This is a genomic window from Gilvimarinus gilvus (assembly GCF_030518155.1).
GTDB classification, from domain to species: Bacteria; Pseudomonadota; Gammaproteobacteria; order Pseudomonadales; family Cellvibrionaceae; genus Gilvimarinus; species Gilvimarinus gilvus.
Window position 1 is genome coordinate 41,201 of record NZ_JAULRU010000692.1, and the last position, 19,043, is coordinate 60,243.

Below are 19,043 nucleotides of genomic sequence, written 5' to 3' on the forward strand. Positions count from 1 at the left end.
TAATCAACACCTTTAGTGAAAATCTTTGCGCGCCGCCAAATAAGCCTGCTCTATCCGCGCAACCGATGGGATAGTGGCTAGCTCTCCAGACCAACTAATCGCCATATCGTCATACGTATCACTGGGGGCGTCACTATTTTCGACAATTTCATCCGGCGTTATCCGTGCCAGGCGCGGCAAACCCTGGGTTAAAACGGCAATAAAACCTAGGTCATCGCTCTCGCCCGTTGTGTTCAGAACAGCAATACGGCAGCGGGCATTAAGACTGGGCTTAGAATTACCGTTGAGCAGTTCGTAGGAAATCAGTGGTAGTTTAATTTCACGCCACACGAACTCGCCCAATAACCAGTCCGGGCCATCGGCAACGGGAGACACCTGTGCCACCGGGACAATCTCAGCCACCGTTACGTTCGGCAACAAGAGTAGTTTATCGACGATAGGAACCAGCAGGCTGGCCACCTCCTGATGACGATCAGATTCGATGTATTGCTGGGCTCTCATCAGCGGCCTGCTCCTCAATAGAATTTGCTTTTGTTTTCAATCGCCGGTTTAGCGCACGGGCTAATTCGGCGGGCTCTGCGGTAAGATCCACGCACTCGGTTTCCAGCACAGCGCAGGGCATGGAATCTACCACACAGTTTTCAGGCGCTTGTACCCAGACTTGCCCACCTTGTTGTTTTATAAAGCGACAACTGGCAGAACCGTCTTCGCCCATGCCCGAAAACACTATCATACCGCAACGATTTTTATGTGTTCGAGCTAAATTAGCCACCAATTGATCAATGGAGGGCTGATAACAGCCGCCCCAAGGCTCATCGTGCACAATCAGGGTGCTGTTCTCCAGCACCTGCACTCGCCGCGCCGGGTCGACAATGGTTATAGCATTGGGCTGAATGACTGAGCCCTGCCCGGCTGTCACGGGGGGGTACGGCCCTGCCCGCGTGATCATACTCATCAGCGCGGGCGAGTACCCCTCTTCAATGTGCTGAGCGTAGAGAAAACCCAAACCTAAATTGGGCTCTAACTCTCCTAAAAATTCACACAAAGCTGTCGGGCCGCCGGTCGATGCGGCCAATACCCACACCTCGTGCGCCGCCGGATTTGCCTGAAGATTAACCTCACCCAACAAACGCTGCAGCCTGGTTTTAACACGATTAACCCAAGCGACTTTATCGGAAGGGGAGTCCCCCATTTCGCTACTATCATTGAGTAAAACGGGTAGTGATGAAGACAACAGTGCATTTAATATAGCTGCACCGGGCGCTTGTTGAGTGTCATCTTCAGCGTGGATGATATCCACTAACCATGCATCTAGGTCACGGATACGGTCAAGTTGATCAAGACATAACACCGGTGTATTGGAACCTGCCGTATCGTTTACCGAGGGTACTAACGCGCAGTATTCAATTTTTTGACCCGTCTGCCCAACCGCGGTTTTCAAAAGCGCCAGCTTGGCCTCACAATCAACCAAGACGCCAAGGCGCAGCGGCTCGGTCACCTACTCATCCTCGCTCTCTTCAGTCAACTGCTGAATATTCGTTAGCAGCAGGTCTTCCTGATAAGGCTTACCCATGTAGCGGTTAACGCCGAGCGCCAGAGCGCGTTCGCGGTGTTTTTCACCTGTGCGCGACGTGATCATAATGATCGGCAAATGCTTTAAGCGTGAACTGGTACGAATATTCTTCGCCACTTCAAAACCGTCCATGCGCGGCATTTCAATATCCAGCAGCATGACATCGGGTATGTGATCCTGCAGTAATAAAATGGCTTCGGCACCGTCTTTGGCCGTTATAACGTTGTAACCTTCGCGCTCGAGGAAACGACCGGTAACCTTGCGTACGGTTACCGAATCATCGACAACCATAACGGTTTTCTCTTCCTCTTCCTCGACCGTCGATTCTTTCGGTGCAAACGGCTCCAGCAGTGTAGATTCCGCCAACCCCAGCGCCAACTGTTCACGAATTAGGGCGTGCAAGTCAAGGATCACAACCACTGACCCATCCCCCATGACAGTGGCACCCGACACCCCGCGCACGGCACTAAACTGTGCACCCAGCGTTTTAACCACAATCTCGCGGCTACCCATCAGGCGATCGACCTGCAAGGCCACGGTATTCTCCGCGCTTCGCACTAAAATGACAGGCAAAGGTAGGGCCTGCCCGTCCAGCTTGGGCAGCGAGTCACTGTCCAGAAGTGAGCCAAGATAACGCACCAGATAGTGCTCACTGGCGTATTCAAAGCGAGCAGATTCATCCTGGTAGTAGTGTTCCAACTCAAAAGGACTAACCCGAACAATACCTTCGATGGTATTGAGAGGGATGGCGTAATGATCCTCGCCGATTTGCACCATCAAAGCCCGGTTCACTGACACAGTAAACGGCAGGCGTACCGTAAATTCAGTGCCTTCACCCCAGCGCGAGGCGATAAACATTGCGCCACCGAGCTGTTTAATTTCGGAGTGCACTACGTCCATGCCAACACCACGCCCGGATATTTGCGTCACCTTGTCAGCGGTACTGAAACCGGCATGTAAAATAAACTGCATAATATCTTGATCGGACAGTTGCGCCTCTTCCGTCATTAAGCCTCGCTCAATGGCTTTGGCGCGAACCCGCTCCAGATTAATACCCCGGCCATCATCGACCAGGCGCAATACCACATCGCCACCTTCGCGCGACAAGTTCAAGCTGATGCGCCCGGTTTCGTTCTTGCCTGCCGCGACTCGGTCATCTTTTGGCTCGATACCATGATCCACAGCATTGCGCAGCATGTGCTCCAAAGGCGCAATCATTCGCTCTAAGACCGAGCGGTCCAGTTCACCTTCCACATTGTCGAGTTCAAAACTGACATCTTTACCTAACTCGGTAGCCGCCTGCCGCACAATGCGACGCAAGCGCGGCACCAACCGGGAGAAAGGCACCATGCGCGAGCGCATCAGCCCTTCTTGCAAATCGGTATTAATGCGCGACTGTTGCAGTAACAAGGTTTCGGTGTCGCGTGTTTTATCGGCTAGGGTCAGCCGTAGATCGAGCAGATCCGAAGCCGACTCCACGAGCGAGCGCGATAGCTGTTGCAACGCGGAATAGCGATCCATTTCCAATGGATCGAAATCTTCGTGCTGCGCCATTTGCTCCTGACGAAAAATAATCTGCGCTTCTGTTTCGATATCCAGGCGGCGCAGCTGTTCTTGCAAACGTTCAATGGTCGAATCCATCTCGTCAAGCGCGGTACCCACGTCACCGACCTGCTCTTCGACCCGCGAGCGTGCAATCGATGTTTCACCGGCAAGGTTTACTAACTCTTCCAGAAGCTCGGCGGATACCTTGACCACTTCTTGCGGACCACTGCGCTTTGCCGCCAGATGCTGCGCCTGAGCGCCTGTGGTGGCCACCTGGCCTCCACCATCGGGGCCGGAGCTCACGCCCTGCGGTTTTTCTGGCTTGGGCTTAGGCGCAAAAGGCAAGACCTTACCCTGCTCCGCCGACTCAGAAGTGGCCGGAGTTGGGGGCTGCCCGGCATCCTCAGAGGGCTCCGCAGCTGGTTTCGATGGCGTTTGTACGGGCGCGCTGGGCAAAGCTTCACCGTTCAGCTTAGCACGTACTACCTGCACGCCGTGGTGAATACGATCCTGATAACTGACCAATTGAGCGAAGACTGCTTCGTCCATGTCTGCGACATTCATCTCGATGATCTTAGTTTCAAATTCGTGGGTAAGATCACCCAGCTCCGTTAAACCGGCCAAGCGAGCGCCACCTTTAAGGGTGTGCAAACTACGTTTCAGCTCTTCTAAACAATCGGTGTTACTCCAGTCTTCCTGCCAATCGTGCAGGGCACGCTCAATGTCTTCATTAAGTTCGTCGGCCTCTTCCATGAAGATATCCAAAATCTCTTCATCGAGCTCATCTTCAACTTCGACATCTTTAGCGAAATCATCCGTTGCAGCAGATGTAGCCGAGGCGCTTTCTTCAGCCTCCGCGATTTCAATCGATTCGTCTTCTTCCCCAAGCTGCTCGACTTCTGGTGTTGGTAATTCATCATCAACCGAAACGGTTTCAACATCCGGCTCTTCATGCTGATCCGGCTCGTTCGTGTCGGTGGCGGCATCGCTTGCAATTGCGCCGCTGCTATTTTCAGACTCAGGATCAGCAGGCAATTGGTCAATAACGTCAATGTTAGGCTCAACATCCGAGCCACTATCAGCGCCTTCTTCGATTGCGGCGGCGAAATCAGTATGTTCAGCTAGGTCATCAACGATATCACTGTCGCTATCCTCGACTTCAGGCTCAACCAACAGACTAGAAGTGTTTTGAGCATCTTCTAACCATCGTGCGATCGCAGCATCAATGGCTGGCGGAATTGGCCGCAAGTTCTGACCGGCAGCAACGGCATCCACCATATCTAACAACGCGGTGTGAATACGGTTTAGGTCTTCGCACAACTGGGCCTGACAACTTAAACGCTCAGCGAGAATACTCACATACACTTGGTGTAATTTATCGCCCAGGCTGGCCATCGGTGGCAGGTTGGCGTGGGCCGCGCCACGGGTCAGATTTTTCAGCTCTTCAACCATGGGCCGCAACTGGTCAAGATGCTCAGGATTTTGCTGCCAGGCGTTCACCAGCTCATCGGCATCGAGGAGCAAATTCATTTCCTCGGCCATAAATATTGCTAGCAGTTCTGGGTCAACCGGGCGCTTACCATTGGCGTCGCCTTCCTGCATTTGTGCCAGTGGCGCTACATAAATTTCACGCAACTCGGCAACACGAGCTAAATATTGTTCCAGCTTGGGAATAACAACGTCAGCGTCGTTAAACAGTTCCGCTAAGGCCGCGTGTGTGTAACTTACGCCGTCTCGCAACAGCTGCAAAATATCATCGTTGATATTGACCTGATAGCTGCGCAACTCTTTGACAAATTTTTCTAGAGGCGTCGCCAACTCTGCGATCGGCGTTATGTCCGCCATATGCGCACTGCCCTTTAGGGTATGCAACGCGCGTTGCATGTCATCACTGGGCGGCTCAAACAGTGGGCGAGCCTCATCCATACGGTCGATATACTGCTGAACAATACGCAAATGTGACTTGGCTTCGCTGCCAAAGATATCCCACAGCTGGCCATCGTCGTCATCGGCCATCTCCTCTTCGACAACACTCGCATCAGCCGATGTTTCTGGGCTCGGCTCCTGGCTGCTTTGCTCTTCGGCTGCCGGTTCAAAAGCCCCCAGTGGTTTCAAATCGTAGGGCATTTCACCGTGCGAAAGTTGATCACCTTGCTCGCGCATACGGTTAATCAAGTCCAACTCAGGCGTCGGCTGTTTGTGCGCGAAAGCGTCTATCAGGCCAGGCAGTTTCACCCGTACGTTCTCGATAAACGTAACGTGCTCGTTGCCAGGCACAACGGTGCCATCAAGCACCCGATTAAGCATATTTTCAACGGCCCAAGCCAGTTCACCGATATCGCTGGCCCCTACCATTCGACCACTGCCTTTCAGGGTGTGGAAGGCTCGGCGAAATTCAGTTAACGACTCGCTATCATCAAAATTCTGCGCCCAACGCGGGAAGTATTCATTGATCGCTTCGGTAACTTCGCCGGCCTCTTCGACAAAGATCTCGAGAATTTCATCATCAATATCGTCTTCGTCATCATCTTGCGCTGCAGAAGCAGGCGTCGACTCAGTTGTTTCAGCGGCAGGCTTCGAAGAGGCCTCATCAGCTATTGCGGCGGAGGTCGATTCTACACCGGCGGAGTCATCGTCGCCCTCACCTAATGACCCAACTTCATCGAGCGCCTCTTGCCCGCTAGTATTACCCGTGTCGGGTTCAACGACATTATCAGCAATGCTCTCAAGCTCTATCGTTTCGGCTTCATAACTTGGCGGACTAAGATCTTCCCCTGCATTGTTATCTTGTGCCTCTAACCCAGCTTGGGCGTATGCCTGCTGCAGCTGCGCCAGATCATCAGCAGAGGTTTCACCAAGATCTTGTTCCTCGGGTGGCAAGTCATCTTGCGTATTGTCTGGATTGACTCCTGAATGCCGGGCAACTGCGTACCCCAACTCTGCCACGCTTTCCTCTGCTACCAGCAGCAGTAAATCGTTTTCCTCTTCGCTACTCTCGCCACCAAGACGCTCTAAATAATACTCTACACTGGTAATGGCATCGGCCAGCGTGTCGAGTGTTGACCACTCAGGGGTCAATTCATTTTTAAGCAACTGTTCTTCGATGTAGCGAGCACACGCACTCAGAATTCGACCAGGCCGAGGCAAAGGGACAATTTCCAAACTGCCACGAATGTCTCGCAACATTTGTGGCACATTGGTCAAATGTTCACGATTCCATTGCGACGCAATATATTCAACGATTGCATCCTTGGCATGCTCCAAGCCGTTGCGCGACTCACGCATAACCGAAGCTTTTGCATCGGATAGGGTAATGCCAGCTTGATCTTTAACAATTTTATCGGGACTTTTGCCCGCATTCGCAGCGAGCACATCAAGCTCACCTTCGATATCGATAATTCGAGCCGCCACGGCCATTAGCTGATCGGGAGACAGCTCTGCCCCCCCGTCTAATGCCAACTCGATAGCAGCGCCTTGGTCCAGTACGACTCGACGCAAGTCACCGATCCCAAGAATTGCCATGGTATCGCCAACACGCCTAATAATGGCCACAGCGTCTTGCAGCGGCTTTGCTTTGTCGCTGGCGGACAACGACAAATCAAGTGCTTGTTTAACACCATCGAGTTCTACTTTCAGGGCCTTGACCACCGAACGTATTGCGTCGGGGTCCGGGGACGAAAGCACCCCATCCGCATCGCTCCCCTCCTTCCCTTCGAGCAGAGCCGATTCGAGCTGATACTGATCATAGACCTGTTTTAAAAAGGATCCTGCAGAAAATCCGGGCGCATGCTTGCCCGATCGAGCAACGTAGTACAAAAGATTCTTGAGTAGCTCGTCATCGGTAAAAACTTGTAAGGCTTTAGTGCCGTGCACCGCCAGCACTTTGATCTCGCGATCTAAACGACGTAACAAATTTTTAATCGAGACGCTCGACTCGACGGCGTCCATTTCCAGGGCCTCTGCCAGCGCTATTGCTATTTTCCATAAGCTTTGTCTGGCCGTTCCCGACGTTAAACGATACAAACGCTGAAAAACTTTCTGTAAGTAGGCTAGATTTTCGTCGGCGTTAACAGATTTAATAAAACCCGCCGCAGCGTACTGATACATCTGCCGAAGTTTTTGCACAGTAGCTTTGAATTGCGCATCATCTTTAAGCAGTTCAATTCGCTCGCCAGAAACGTTTTTTGCCGACGACAAGTCCGGCATAAACAGATTAGTATCTGACAATAACGATTCACCGCGAACCGTGCGCAGATCGTTGAGAAGTGGCAAAACAACCAGAGGATTGTCGCGGCGCGAAGATTTGACTTGGTCGAGATAGATGGGGAATTGAAGTATGGCGCGCATCAAGACCTCAGCACCTTCCCCCAAATTATCAACGCCGTCGTTGATCATGGCCTGTGTCAGCAGTTCCATTTCTTCAGCCAACATCGCCGCACCGTGAAACTCGACCATTAAGAGGCTGCCGCGCACCTGGTGAATGTGTGTCAGGCAAAAGCGCAGGCGCGATTTGTCGTTGGTGTCCTGGACATAGGACTCCAGCGATTGCCGGGCCTCTTTCAGCGTTTCGGCAATTTCGTTTACAACCCAATCCAGGGCCGCGAAGTTGCGATTCTCAGCCATCTAACGCCTTCCTCATTGTTTTTTTACTATTGACGGACATAGGCCTGAACTTCTTCGTTGGCGATCCGCTTCAGCTTTGGATGTTCCCAGTCCACGACTTCGCCAATACCAATAACCAGCGTACCGCCGGGTTTCAAGCGATCAACCAATGAATTCAATATGTCACGGCGCAACCAGCGACGAAAATACACCAATAGGTTTTGACAGAAGATAACGTCCATTTGCACCGCCGGCATGTCGTTTATTTGCAACACATTGCCATAGGTAAAGCAGACGCGATCACGTATTTTACGAACCACCTCATAGGTGCCATCATGACCAAGCTGACAGTAGCGTTTGCTTTCCTCAGCCGTCATTTGCTCAATAGAGCGAGGCATAAAGCGGCCCAGTCGACCCTTAGCCAAAGCGGTAGAACTGATATCGAGAGCCGTCACACCGTAGTAGGGCTCCAATTGCGCCAATTCGAAGCAATCATTGATAACCATAGCCAGTGAGTATGGCTCTTCACCGGTGGAGCAACCCACACTCCAGGCGTCAAAACTTGACGTCAATTGTTGATTATTGATCTTATCCTGGAGATAGCGACGGACGAATTCAAAGGAGGCTCGGTGACGGAAAAAGCTGGTCTCTTTGACCGCCACACGATCAATTAATATTGACCATTCCAGGCGGCCCTGCAAGCCATCGGTGACTAATGAGTAGTATTCCGCATAACTGTCGTATCCCAGCTCGCGCATGCGAATCGACAGCTGCGATTGCAGCAGTGATTTTTGGTTAAGAGAGAGCTGTATACCGGCCCTCTCTTCCAACAGCTTCGCCCACTGCAGGAACTCAGCGTCACTTAGGTCAGCAATTGTGCGTAAAGACCACCCCATAAACACGCCCGCCTGACTGCACGAGGGCAGTCAGTTACACCGTTTGCCGGTTAGCTGTAACGTCGAGGTCGTCTTCGCCATCGATATCAATCTCCACTTCGTCACTGAGATCCACTACATCGCTGTCATCGAGATCTACCACCTCGGCAAACTCTTCTTCATTGCCCTCTGGCGCCACACTGGTTCCCAGCGCAGGAGTTTGTCCAAAGCTTGGTATTCCTGTGTCGCCGGTATCTTCTTCCGGCAGTTTGAAACCAGCCACAGACTCTCGCAGATCCATTGCCATAGCAGCCAGGTTACCAATCGACTGTGCGGTTGCACTGGTACCGGCCGATGTCTGAGTGGTAATTTCCTGAATCACGTTCATCGTATTAGAGATGTGGCCCGCAGACGACGCTTGTTGGCGGGCGGCGTTCGAAATGTTCTGAATCAATTCAGCCAGATTACTGGATACGTTTTCAATCTCTTCAAGCGCCACACCGGCATCTTGTGCCAGACGCGCCCCCCGAACCACCTCGGAGGTGGTTTGTTCCATCGAGATAACCGCCTCGTTAGTATCGTTCTGAATGGTTTTAACCAGCGCTTCAATCTGTTTCGTTGCAGCCGCCGAGCGTTCCGCGAGGCGCTGCACCTCATCCGCTACCACCGCGAAACCGCGGCCCGCGTCACCGGCCATCGAGGCCTGAATTGCCGCGTTAAGTGCGAGAATGTTGGTTTGGTCGGCAATGTCGTTAATCAAGGATACGATGTCACCAATTTCCTGCGACGACTCACCCAAGCGTTTAATCCGCTTCGATGTATCTTGAATCTGCTCACGAATAGTATCCATACCGTTGATGGTGTTCTGCACCACCTTAGCGCCATTACTTGCAATTGATACGGCTCGTTCCGCAACCGCGGCAGACTCAGAGGCGTTCGCCGATACCTGGTCAATGGTGACAGCCATTTCGTTTACCGCAGCAGATGCGCCGGCAATTTCTTGTGCCTGGTGCTCAGAGGCCTCGGCCAGGTGCAGTGCGGTTTGCTGAGTTTCCTGAGCGGCGGCGGATACATTCACCGCCGTTTCGTTAATTCGTGCAACCAGGATCCGCAGCTGGTCAATGGTGTAGTTAATAGAGTCGGCAATCGCGCCCGTGAAATCCTCGGTTACGGTTGCGGTGGTGGTCAGGTCACCATCGGCAAGGTCGGCTAGTTCATCAAGCAGACGCAAAATAGCGGTCTGGTTGCGCTCATTGGTTTCGGCCGTTACGGCCAGGCGACGGCGCGTACCTTGATACAAGAGCAGACCGATCACACCCAGAGCGAGAATGGCGGCAGCGACCAAGCCTACCATCAAGTTTTCGTTAAGCGGGCGCTCGGTTTCCTGCGCTGTAATGGTGTCACTGATTTCACTCAACGCCTGCAGCAGTACAGGCGTCTGATCGAGAATCAACTCTTCCGCCTGACGCACTTCAAACAGAGGCTCGGCACCGTTAAAAATGGTTTGAATCGAACCACTGATACCCTCAAACAGCTCCGATACTTCCTCCAGGCTGGCGCGGGCGTCGGGGTCCGCAACCTGAGAGATGCCCATCATATCATCGCCTTTCTGCATGGCGTTCAGTACACGCTGGTAGAGGTTAGCATCGCGGTTAAACTGGTCGGCAATACTGGAAACGTTGCTTTCATCACCACCACGGAGCATCTTATCCACGTTGCGACCAATACGCTCTGCACGCCACGCTTGCATACGTGCCTGCGACAATTGCTCAGCCGGTGCATCCGTATCCAGAAGAATGTCTGCAATAACGTTATGCAGCGCCTGCAGGGAAGGAAGGTTTGCGTTTAGCTCGCGCCCCTTATCGTTAATGAAAACAATGTTGTCCTGGTTTTCCAGAATGATCGCCGCCTGGGCTTTAATCTCGCGCCATACACCGCCGAAAGCACCAAACTGCTCGGCGAATACATCACCAGCTGTGGTATCGCTCGCGCGCAATTGCGTCCAGGTTGAATCGATTGTGGAGACAACCGCAGCGAGCTCGCCAAAGGCCTCTTCGTCACCGGCGGTTGCGTCACGCGTCAAGCCCGTCAGGCGGAACGCCTGAGCGCGCAATTCTGCGGTTTGCTGCAGCTGACGCTGGTCATTGTCTGCGTTGCGTTGAACAAAGGTAAAAACGACCGCTGCTGCGATCAAAAATACCACCAGTAATACGCCGGCAAGAACAATCGCGGGATTGCCCTTGATCGTCGCGGCGATAGTTCTGGACTCAGTTTTCATTGACTCACTCCCGACCGACTTTTTTAGCTTGTTGTAACGTAATTTAAGGGAAAGCCTGACCACACTTTAAGCCCTTAACTCCCCTCTCTTGTAACCTTCTTTATTATCGTTAAATCTGTGCTGCTAATCGCGAGCAGCACTTATAAATCTTTTATCTTTGGCAAGTTCCGACAGCAAGAATACATTCCACTGATGTTGCTCGCCAATATAGCTGCCCCGCAAAAATGGGCTCATGGCTTCCACCACGTCACCACTGTCTTGCTGAAATTCATCGACGGGGAAATGTTGCATACCGAAGACCTGATCAACAATCAAGCCACTGTATAAAGTTTCAGTTTCTAACACCAAAATACGGCGGCGTTTGCGCCCACCTACTAACCTGCCACCGCAAAAAGCGGCTAAATCGAATAGTGGCAACAAACGGCCGCGAACATTAGCGACACCGCGCACCCACGGCTGTACCCCGGGCAAATGCGTGTAGCTAGGCACTTCCAACATTTCCGACACTTCATCCATGGGTGCCACGAAATGGCTACCCAGCAGAGTGAAACCAATACCACTCCACTGCTCTCGGGCATCAATTTGCGCTGGCAAACCCTTGGCGGCCTGACGGCTTTGATTGGCGAGTTTAACCAGAGCGTTAAATGCACTCGACGCCTCTGCCATAATATCAATCCATTATTGCGTTATTGGGCACTTGGCAAGCACTTAAGCCATGGCTTCGCTGATGGCATCCATCAGCACATCAGAGGTAATAGGCTTGGCCAGATAGGCCTTCGCGCCCTGGCGCATACCCCACACACGGTCAGTTTGTTGATCTTTGGTCGTCACAATAATTACCGGAATATTCGCCGTTTCCGGTGATTTGGTCAGCTGGCGGGTTGCCTGGAAGCCATTCAGACCGGGCATCACAATGTCCATTAACACAAGGTCAGGCAACTCCTTCTTAGCCAATTCCACACCTTCTTCACCGTTGGGCGCAGTTAACACTGCGTGTCCGTTTTTTTCCAACATGGTAGTTAGTTTATAAGTTTCAGTCGGCGAGTCGTCGATGATAAGTACTCTGGCCATAGCATCCCCAAATGTCGCAATAGTAGAAAAGGAAAATTGTTATTGGTAATAAATTTACGAGGCCTGCGCCTGCTTCACATGCTCTTCAATAGCACCCAAAAGCTCACTTTTACTAAAAGGCTTCGTTAAATACTGATCAGAACCCACGATACGCCCTTTGGCCTTATCAAACAGGCCATCTTTGCTGGAGAGCATAATGACGGGGGTAGATTTAAATTCGGTATTATTCTTAATAAGTGCACAGGTCTGATAGCCGTCGAGGCGCGGCATCATAATGTCGACAAAAATAATATCAGGACGGGAATCGGCGATTTTTGCGAGTGCATCGAAGCCATCCGTCGCGGTAATGACTGTACACCCTGCCTTTTTAAGCAGTGTTTCTGCGGTTCGACGAATCGTCTTGCTGTCGTCAATCACCATTATTTTTAGACTTTCCAAACTAACGTCCATACCTGCTGACCTTTGCACTGGATTAGTATCGTTGCGATCCCAAATGCGAACTGGCTCACATCTACCACCTTAATACGCATTTGTTCAGGTCGCAATAAAAGCTATCTATTTATTTATATGATCAACTTTTAACACAGTTTTTAGGGTTTATCTATAACTGACTGAATATATACACAAATTAACCAAATTTGCAGTTTGATATTCCACACAATTATGTCAAAACGGGTCTTGCACAAGCCTCGGCAAGGGGATAACTTACGACAGCCCGCAGCCCCTTCACTGGATAACGAACCGGAACGCACATGAGTTTAAATATTGGCATTGTGATGGACCCCATCGCAAGCATTACCTACTACAAAGACACCACCTTGGCATTGATGCTCGCCGCCCAGGCACGCGGCCATCAACTGTACTACATGGAGGTGACTGACCTGTACCAACTGAAAGATGAGGCGCGCGCCAGCATGTGTCCAGTGCAAGTGTTTGACGACGGCGAACGCTGGTACCAACTGCAAGACCGCGAAGATCGCCGCCTGGGGGACCTCGACGTCATTCTAATGCGCAAAGATCCACCGTTTGATACCGACTACATATACAGCACTTACCTGCTCGAAGCGGCCCAGCGCCAGGGCGCGCTGGTGGTCAACAACCCCCGCAGCCTGCGCGACTGTAACGAAAAAATGTTTGCCACTCAGTTTCCGCAATGCTGCCCCCCAATGCTGGTTAGCGCGCAAATGTCGCAACTCAGAGCCTTTCACCTGGAGCACGGTGACGTTATTTTTAAACCTCTGGACGGTATGGGGGGCAGCAGTATTTTTCGCTGCAAGGCCGCCGACCCCAATATCGGCGTAATTCTGGAGACACTGACCGCGCACGGTCGCCAGCTCACTATGGCTCAGAAATTTATCCCCGAAATCAGCAATGGAGACAAACGGATTTTGGTGATCAATGGCGAACCTGTGCCATACGCATTGGCGCGCATACCCGCCGAAGGGGAAACCCGCGGCAATCTCGCCGCCGGCGGTCGCGGCGTAGCCCAACCGCTAACCGAGCGCGACTATTGGATTGTCGAACAAGTAAGGGATGCCCTGCTAGAACGCGGCCTTTACTTTGTAGGCCTCGATGTCATTGGTGACTTTCTCACTGAAATTAACGTCACCAGTCCAACCTGCGCCCGTGAAATCGACAACGCATACCAAACCGGTATCGGTGACCGACTTTTCGAAGCCATTGAGCGCGACCTTCGGGATAAGGCTGTATAACCATGAGCAATCAGGCTCAAATAGCCGTCGGTATCGACACCAGCGTCAAGTCGGCCGACCGATTAAGTTTTACAGTGTTTATCGCAGTAATCGCACACGCGATGCTGATTTTTGGAATCAGCTTCACCCTGCCGGAGCAAGACAATATCGCCCCGACACTGGAGATTACGCTTGCCACACACAGCTCGGAAACTGCCCCTGATGACGCCAAGTTTCTCGCCCAAAACAATCAAGAGGCGAGCGGCACGGAAATCAGCAACGACCAATTGACCACAGACCAGCTGGCGGACTTTGCAGCGCCCACCGTCAATGACATTAACCCGATGCCCCAAGTACAGGCAGCCGATTTAACACCTCAAACCCGCACGCAATTGGTCGCTACCACCAGCATCACAGATCAGCAGATTCAAAAACAAAACGACGATATTAGCGAGCGCCAAGAGCAAGCCCGCGAAGGCTTGCCGGAAGAGCAGCAACTTGTCACCCCAGAAATCGCTAGCCTGCAGGCTAAGCTAGACCGCCAACGACAAGAATACGCTAAGCGCCCGCGAATTCGCCGGCTGACCTCGGTGGCCACCAAGAGTGCCCCGGAGGCCGCCTACCTGCTGGAGTGGAGCCGCAAGGTCGAGCAGGTCGGCAACGCCAACTACCCCCAGCAAGCACTCGCACAAGGCATTACCGGAAAACTTCGAATGACTGTCACGCTCAATGGCAACGGCACCATTCGCAAATTAGAACTTTCTGAATCGTCCGGCGTGGGCATTCTCGACCAAGCCGCGCTGCAAATTATTCGCCTGGCAGCACCTTTTGACCCCATCCCAGCCAGTGTCCGCGAGCAGTACGACCAACTGCAAATTATTCGCACCTGGAGCTTTGAAATTAATGGCTTGTCTACGGCGGCTTCGGCTGGTTATTAAGGGGTAAAAGATCATCCTGATCTTTTACCCGTGTCGCCGTACAAATCTGGCGTAACGGCGCGGCTTTACTGATTGAATACACCTTCGCAAATAGCTCCGGCGACATTTACGCCCCCAATGCACCACCGCGAAGACAAGCCGAGCCGTCAAACCCTTTTCTCATATTCCACATTTTTACTTGAGTTTCCCCTCGCCAACCCCCATATTTAATTCATGACTACAACCAAACCAGACTCAGCAGGTTTTGAGCTCGGCTCCCTGCGCAATCAGTTTCTAATCGCCATGCCCGGCATGGATGACCCCAACTTTGCTCACAGTGTTACCTACATCTGCGAGCATTCCGATGATGGCGCTATGGGCCTTGTGATTAATCTTCCTATGGAAATCACACTGGGGGAAATCTACCAACAGCTGGAGTTAGACTGCGATGACCAGTCCGCCAGTTATCCGGCTTTAGCAGGTGGCCCCGTTGGCGTTGAGCGCGGCTTCGTGTTGCACCCCAACCTCAAAACCGAGCGCTGGCAATCGACTCTACATATTTCGGACACCGTGGCTTTAACCGCCTCAAAAGACATTCTTGAGGCGATGAGTCGCGGCCAGGGGCCCGAACATTACCTGGTGGCGCTGGGTTACGCCGGCTGGGAAAAGGGCCAACTGGAACAGGAAATTGCGGAAAATGCCTGGCTGACAGTCCCCGCGGATGAGCAAATACTGTTTCACACGCCGACTGAACAGCGCTGGTCTGCGGCCGCGCGCGATCTGGGTATTGACCTCAACTTGATATCCAATACCGTCGGCCACGCTTGATGCCCGTCAGTCAGACTCTGCTCGCTTTTGACTACGGCACGCGCAGCATTGGTGTGGCCGTTGGCCAAACCGCCACAGGCAGCGCCTCCGCACTCACCGAATTGCGCGCCCGCGACGGCATTCCCAACTGGGATCAAATCCAACAACTGCTCGAGGAATGGCAACCGAACTTAGTGCTGGTTGGCCTACCACTCAACATGGACGGCAGCGAGAGCGACTTCTGTAAACGTGCACGCAAATTCGCCAATCGTATTCACGGCCGCTTTGGTCACGCAGTAGAAATGGTGGACGAAAGATTGTCCAGCTTTGAGGCCAAAGAAGAGCACCTCGCCGGCGGCGGGTCAACTCACTACCGCGATGACCCCGTAGATGCCATTGCGGCGAGGATTATTTTGGAGACATGGTTAGGATCTGAGGTCTGAGGTCTGAGGTCATTTTTAATGAGCATGACCTCAACACCTATCAAAACCTCCGACTTCAGACATCCGTCGTCCGACTTAAGTTAAAACATCCTTCCACTGTTCCCCGCATCTTCGTCCTCAATGGAGAGTCCGTCTGCGGCGTTGGAGAGATAAGCCGCGTCGGTTTCTGAACCGAGTTTAATCATCAGGCGCAGGTCGTTTGGTGAGTCGGCGTGAGACAGCGCGTCTTCATAGGTGATTTCGCCGTTGTCGTAGAGGCTGTAAAGCGCCTGATCAAATGTTTGCATGCCCAACTCAGTTGACTTTTTCATGAGCTCTTTTAACTCGCCCACTTCACCCTTGCGAATCAGGTCGGACATTAGCGGTGTATTGAGGAGCACCTCCAGACAGGCGCGACGACCTTTACCATCGGGAGTGGGAATTAATTGCTGCGCGACGATCCCACGCAAATTAAGCGACAAATCCATCCATAACTGGCGGTGACGATCCGCCGGGAAAAAGTGAATAATCCGATCCAGCGCCTGGTTGGCATTGTTGGCGTGCAACGTACACAAACAAAGGTGGCCGGTTTCAGCAAACGCGATAGCGTGCTCCATTGTTTCGCGCGAGCGCACCTCACCAATCAAAATAACATCGGGTGCCTGACGCAGTGTATTTTTCAGTGCAACCTCAAACGAGTCGGTATCAATACCCACCTCGCGCTGCGTAATAATGCAACCCTCGTGCTGATGAATAAATTCGATAGGGTCCTCGATAGAAATAATGTGGCCCTTGGAGTTGCGGTTGCGATGACCAATCATTGATGCCAGCGACGTTGACTTACCGGTACCGGTAGCGCCCACAAACATCACCAAGCCGCGCTTGGTCATTGCCAGCTCTTTAATAACCTCTGGCAAATTCAGGTCGTCAATTTTCGGGATATTGGTTTCGATGCGGCGCAGTACCATACCTGCGAGGTTACGCTGATAAAACGCACTCGCACGAAAACGACCAATGCCGCGCGCACTGATAGCAAAGTTTAACTCTTTAGCTTCGAGAAATTCTTTGCGTTGCTTTTCATTCATAACCGAAAGCACCAACTCTCGTGCTTTTTCAGGCGCCAGTGGTGTCGCGGTAGCCGGCACGACTTTACCGTGCAACTTAATGGATGGAGGAACGCCCGCTGTCACAAACAAGTCCGATGCGTTCTTATCCACCATCAGTTGCAATAATCGATCGAAATCCATAATTGGGACCCAAGTGTTTTAACGTTCTTATTAACCGGCAAACGAATCGAGTGCAACACTGAGGCATCCGATTCCGTTTTCCGTTTTCCGTTTTCCGTTTTCCGTTTTCCGTTTTCCGTTTTCCGTTTTCCGTTTTCCGTTTTCCGTTTTCCGTTTTCCGTTTTCCGTTTTTAAAAATTCTCTGGCATTTTCGCTTTTTCACGTGCCACTTCACGCGAAATTACCCGACGCGCCACCAAATCTTCCAGGCACTGATCCATAGTCTGCATCCCTACCGAGGCGCCTGTTTGAATGGCCGAGTACATCTGCGCCACCTTATCTTCCCGTATGAGGTTTCGAATCGCCGGTGTACCGCGCATGATTTCGTGAGCGGCGATACGACCACCACCATTTTTCTTCATCAATGTTTGCGAGATAACTGCCTGCAATGACTCCGACAACATCGAGCGCACCATGGCTTTTTCGTTAGCCGGGAATACATCGACAACCCGGTCAATCGTTTTTGCCGCACTGGTGGTGTGCAAAGTGCCAAACACTAAGTGACCGGTTTCCGCCGCGGTTAGCGCCAGGCGAATGGTTTCCAGGTCACGCAGCTCACCTACCAGAATAATATCCGGGTCTTCGCGCAACGCCGAGCGCAACGCTTCAGAAAAGCCGTGCGTATCGCGGTGCACTTCGCGCTGGTTGACCAGGCACTTTTTCGACTCGTGGACAAATTCAATCGGGTCTTCGATCGTCAGAATGTGTTCGTACTTGTTGTCGTTGATGTAGTCCATCATCGCCGCCAACGTTGTGGACTTACCGGAACCTGTTGGCCCCGTCACCAATACCAAGCCGCGCGGCACGGAACTCACATCGCGAAACACCTGCCCCATGCCCAACTCTTCCATGGTTAACACTTTCGATGGAATTGTCCGGAACACAGCGCCAGCACCGCGGTTTTGGTTAAAGGCGTTAACACGGAAACGGGCGACGCCGGGCACCTCAAAGGAGAAATCCGTTTCCAGAAACTCTTCGAAATCTTTGCGTTGCTTGTCATTCATGATCTCGTAGATCAAACTATGCACCTGCTTGTGGTCCATAGGCGGCACATTAATCCGGCGAACATCCCCATCGACACGAATCATGGGGGGCAGACCGGCCGAAAGGTGCAAATCCGATGCGCCCTGCTTGGCGCTAAAGGCGAGGAGCTCCGTGATATCCATACAGCTAAACCCTTAATATTGTTCAATTTTTGTTAATACTGTGCGCATCAATATGCTAAGCCAAGCGCGGGCAAATGTCGGGGACCGAATGCACAAGATAGACGAGAAGCTCGCCAATGTCACCGCTCGATTAGAACGAGCCGCCGAGCAAGCTGGCCGCCCCCGTACAGAAATCATGCTAATCGCGGTTAGCAAAACCCAATCGGCCGAGCGCCTGCGCCAGGCGTATCAGTGGGGCCAGCGCCGTTTCGGCGAAAATTATCTGCAAGAAGCGCTCGACAAACAACAGGCTCTTGCTGACCTCAGCGATATTGAGTGGCACTTTATCGGCCCCATCCAATCCAACAAAACCCGCGCCATTGCCGAGCATTTTAGCTGGGTCCACAGCGTGGACCGCCTCAAGATTGCCCGTCGCCTAAGTGACGCGCGCCCGCCAGAGCTGGAGCCACTGAATGTTTGCATTCAGGTCAACATTGACAGCGAGCCGAGTAAAGCCGGTGTCAGCCCTGAGCAATTGCCGGAACTGGCCGCCGCGATCGCAGCGCTCCCGCAACTCAACCTGCGTGGACTAATGGCTATACCGGCGCCCGGCAAAAATCATCACGATCAACAGGCAAGTTTTACCCAACTAACGAATTTAATTCAATCGTTGCGCCAAACCGGCGTCTCCAGCCCACTGGATACGTTATCAATGGGCATGTCGGCTGATTTGGAAGCGGCTATTGCCGCCGGTGCCACCATGGTGCGTATTGGCACCGATATTTTCGGCCCCAGAGCGGCTCAGTCTACTCAAGTATAGGTTTTACCTTC

The 19,043-nt window shown here is 52.4% G+C and carries 15 protein-coding genes; 5 read left to right on the plus strand and 10 right to left on the minus strand.

Annotated features, from left to right (window positions below):
* Positions 1-12: 12 nt before the first annotated feature.
* The 8 genes from QWI17_RS17205 to pilG all read right to left on the minus strand — a co-directional run bounded on the left by QWI17_RS17205 (position 13) and on the right by pilG (position 12,394).
* A complete protein-coding gene (locus QWI17_RS17205; protein ID WP_302723755.1) occupies positions 13-501 on the minus strand; it encodes a chemotaxis protein CheW in 489 nt (162 codons plus the stop codon).
* The gene (locus tag QWI17_RS17210) at positions 473-1,498 is read right to left on the minus strand and encodes a chemotaxis protein CheB (RefSeq protein ID WP_302723756.1); all 1,026 of its coding nucleotides are present in this window, start codon (positions 1,496-1,498) and stop codon (positions 473-475) included. Before QWI17_RS17210 ends, QWI17_RS17205 begins: the two co-directional genes overlap by 29 nt.
* A complete protein-coding gene (locus tag QWI17_RS17215) occupies positions 1,499-7,741 on the minus strand; it encodes a hybrid sensor histidine kinase/response regulator (protein ID WP_302723757.1) in 6,243 nt (2,080 codons plus the stop codon). It lies immediately after the preceding gene.
* Between the two features lie 26 nt (positions 7,742-7,767).
* Positions 7,768-8,616, minus strand: coding sequence for a CheR family methyltransferase (locus tag QWI17_RS17220; RefSeq protein ID WP_302723758.1), 849 nt, complete (start codon positions 8,614-8,616; stop codon positions 7,768-7,770).
* A gap of 34 nt (positions 8,617-8,650) precedes the next feature.
* Complete coding sequence (locus tag QWI17_RS17225; RefSeq protein ID WP_302723759.1) at positions 8,651-10,873, minus strand: methyl-accepting chemotaxis protein; 2,223 nt, start codon at positions 10,871-10,873, stop codon at positions 8,651-8,653.
* A 123-nt stretch (positions 10,874-10,996) separates the two neighbouring features.
* The gene (locus QWI17_RS17230) at positions 10,997-11,539 is read right to left on the minus strand and encodes a chemotaxis protein CheW (protein WP_302723760.1); all 543 of its coding nucleotides are present in this window, start codon (positions 11,537-11,539) and stop codon (positions 10,997-10,999) included.
* A gap of 42 nt (positions 11,540-11,581) precedes the next feature.
* The gene (pilH, locus tag QWI17_RS17235) at positions 11,582-11,944 is read right to left on the minus strand and encodes a twitching motility response regulator PilH (RefSeq protein ID WP_302723761.1); all 363 of its coding nucleotides are present in this window, start codon (positions 11,942-11,944) and stop codon (positions 11,582-11,584) included.
* 54 nt (positions 11,945-11,998) lie between these two features.
* Complete coding sequence (pilG, locus tag QWI17_RS17240) at positions 11,999-12,394, minus strand: twitching motility response regulator PilG (RefSeq protein WP_302713928.1); 396 nt, start codon at positions 12,392-12,394, stop codon at positions 11,999-12,001.
* A gap of 302 nt (positions 12,395-12,696) precedes the next feature.
* On the opposite strand from pilG, the gene gshB reads away from it, so the two are divergent.
* From gshB to ruvX, 4 genes are all read left to right on the plus strand, one after another.
* Entirely contained in the window at positions 12,697-13,656 is a 960-nt protein-coding gene (gshB, locus tag QWI17_RS17245) for a glutathione synthase (RefSeq protein ID WP_302723762.1), read from the plus strand.
* A gap of 2 nt (positions 13,657-13,658) precedes the next feature.
* Complete coding sequence (locus QWI17_RS17250; RefSeq protein WP_302723763.1) at positions 13,659-14,573, plus strand: energy transducer TonB family protein; 915 nt, start codon at positions 13,659-13,661, stop codon at positions 14,571-14,573.
* Between the two features lie 213 nt (positions 14,574-14,786).
* A complete protein-coding gene (locus tag QWI17_RS17255; protein WP_302723764.1) occupies positions 14,787-15,380 on the plus strand; it encodes a YqgE/AlgH family protein in 594 nt (197 codons plus the stop codon).
* Entirely contained in the window at positions 15,380-15,802 is a 423-nt protein-coding gene (gene ruvX, locus QWI17_RS17260) for a Holliday junction resolvase RuvX (RefSeq protein WP_302723765.1), read from the plus strand. The genes QWI17_RS17255 and ruvX overlap by 1 nt, the downstream gene beginning before the upstream one ends.
* Before the next feature lie 80 nt (positions 15,803-15,882).
* On the opposite strand, the gene QWI17_RS17265 is transcribed toward ruvX, so the two are convergent.
* Complete coding sequence (locus QWI17_RS17265) at positions 15,883-17,028, minus strand: PilT/PilU family type 4a pilus ATPase (protein WP_302723766.1); 1,146 nt, start codon at positions 17,026-17,028, stop codon at positions 15,883-15,885.
* Between the two features lie 170 nt (positions 17,029-17,198).
* Complete coding sequence (locus QWI17_RS17270) at positions 17,199-18,233, minus strand: type IV pilus twitching motility protein PilT (RefSeq protein ID WP_302723767.1); 1,035 nt, start codon at positions 18,231-18,233, stop codon at positions 17,199-17,201.
* An 88-nt stretch (positions 18,234-18,321) separates the two neighbouring features.
* Here QWI17_RS17270 and QWI17_RS17275 point away from each other — a divergent pair, with 88 nt between their 5' ends.
* Positions 18,322-19,032 (plus strand): YggS family pyridoxal phosphate-dependent enzyme, encoded by a 711-nt coding sequence (locus tag QWI17_RS17275; protein ID WP_302723768.1) that lies wholly within the window; start codon positions 18,322-18,324, stop codon positions 19,030-19,032.
* The last annotated feature ends 11 nt before the right edge of the window (positions 19,033-19,043 follow it).

What these genes read in the sequence shown, in the direction of transcription:
- gshB (WP_302723762.1), top strand. Translation starts at nt 12,697, where the DNA reads ATGAGTTTAAATATTGGCATTGTGATGGACCCCATCGCAAGCATTACC.
- QWI17_RS17250 (WP_302723763.1), top strand. Translation starts at nt 13,659, where the DNA reads ATGAGCAATCAGGCTCAAATAGCCGTCGGTATCGACACCAGCGTCAAG.
- QWI17_RS17265 (WP_302723766.1), bottom strand. Translation starts at nt 17,028, where the DNA reads ATGGATTTCGATCGATTATTGCAACTGATGGTGGATAAGAACGCATCG.
- QWI17_RS17230 (WP_302723760.1), bottom strand. Translation starts at nt 11,539, where the DNA reads ATGGCAGAGGCGTCGAGTGCATTTAACGCTCTGGTTAAACTCGCCAAT.
- pilG (WP_302713928.1), bottom strand. Translation starts at nt 12,394, where the DNA reads ATGGACGTTAGTTTGGAAAGTCTAAAAATAATGGTGATTGACGACAGC.
- QWI17_RS17215 (WP_302723757.1), bottom strand. Translation starts at nt 7,741, where the DNA reads ATGGCTGAGAATCGCAACTTCGCGGCCCTGGATTGGGTTGTAAACGAA.
- pilH (WP_302723761.1), bottom strand. Translation starts at nt 11,944, where the DNA reads ATGGCCAGAGTACTTATCATCGACGACTCGCCGACTGAAACTTATAAA.
- QWI17_RS17270 (WP_302723767.1), bottom strand. Translation starts at nt 18,233, where the DNA reads ATGGATATCACGGAGCTCCTCGCCTTTAGCGCCAAGCAGGGCGCATCG.
- QWI17_RS17220 (WP_302723758.1), bottom strand. Translation starts at nt 8,616, where the DNA reads ATGGGGTGGTCTTTACGCACAATTGCTGACCTAAGTGACGCTGAGTTC.
- QWI17_RS17255 (WP_302723764.1), top strand. Translation starts at nt 14,787, where the DNA reads ATGACTACAACCAAACCAGACTCAGCAGGTTTTGAGCTCGGCTCCCTG.
- QWI17_RS17275 (WP_302723768.1), top strand. Translation starts at nt 18,322, where the DNA reads ATGCACAAGATAGACGAGAAGCTCGCCAATGTCACCGCTCGATTAGAA.
- QWI17_RS17205 (WP_302723755.1), bottom strand. Translation starts at nt 501, where the DNA reads ATGAGAGCCCAGCAATACATCGAATCTGATCGTCATCAGGAGGTGGCC.
- ruvX (WP_302723765.1), top strand. Translation starts at nt 15,380, where the DNA reads ATGCCCGTCAGTCAGACTCTGCTCGCTTTTGACTACGGCACGCGCAGC.
- QWI17_RS17225 (WP_302723759.1), bottom strand. Translation starts at nt 10,873, where the DNA reads ATGAAAACTGAGTCCAGAACTATCGCCGCGACGATCAAGGGCAATCCC.